The 520-nt window shown below is 68.7% G+C and carries 1 protein-coding gene; it reads right to left on the bottom strand.

The window, feature by feature from the left end; all coding sequences use genetic code 11:
- Positions 1–520, bottom strand: a 520-nt coding sequence (locus IO30_RS41055) for a nucleotide disphospho-sugar-binding domain-containing protein (RefSeq protein ID WP_267886486.1), incomplete at both ends; no start/stop codon positions are given.

The following is a 520-nucleotide window of genomic DNA, read 5'->3' as shown; positions in this document are numbered from 1 at the left end:
GTCCGCGGCGGCGGGTGCGCCGCCTGCGTGGGTGATGTGGTCTCGCATGGTGTGGGCGTGGTCGCGGTAGGGGGTGTGGGTGAGGACGTGGTGGGCGGTGTCGCGGAGGGTCTGGGGGGTGAGGTGGTCGCGGTGGAGGATCTGGCCGAGTCCGAGTTCGGTGAGGCGGTCGGCGTTGGCGCGTTGTTCGCTCATCTGGGGGATGGCGACCATGGGGACGCCGAAGGAGAGGGCTTCCATGACGCTGCCCATGCCTGCGTGGGTGATGAAGAGGTCTGCGTGGCGCAGGATCTGGAGCTGGGGTACGTGGGGGCGTACGTCGATGTGGTCGGGGATGTCGGTGAGGTCGGTGGGGGTGATCTGGTTGCCGACGGCCATGACGATGTTCCAGGGGAGGTCGGCGAAGGCGTCGATGCAGGTCTGGAAGAAGGCCGTGTTGTCGTTGTGGATGGTGCCGAGGGAGACCAGGACCAGGGGGCGCCCGTCCGTGGCGTCCTCGGGCCGGTCCCACTCACCGTCG

The sequence above is a fragment of the Streptomyces xanthophaeus genome, assembly GCF_000725805.1.
Lineage (GTDB): Bacteria > Actinomycetota > Actinomycetes > Streptomycetales > Streptomycetaceae > Streptomyces > Streptomyces xanthophaeus.
Note: the sequence above shows the minus strand (reverse complement) of the source record. Positions and strands in the feature narration are given on the sequence as shown.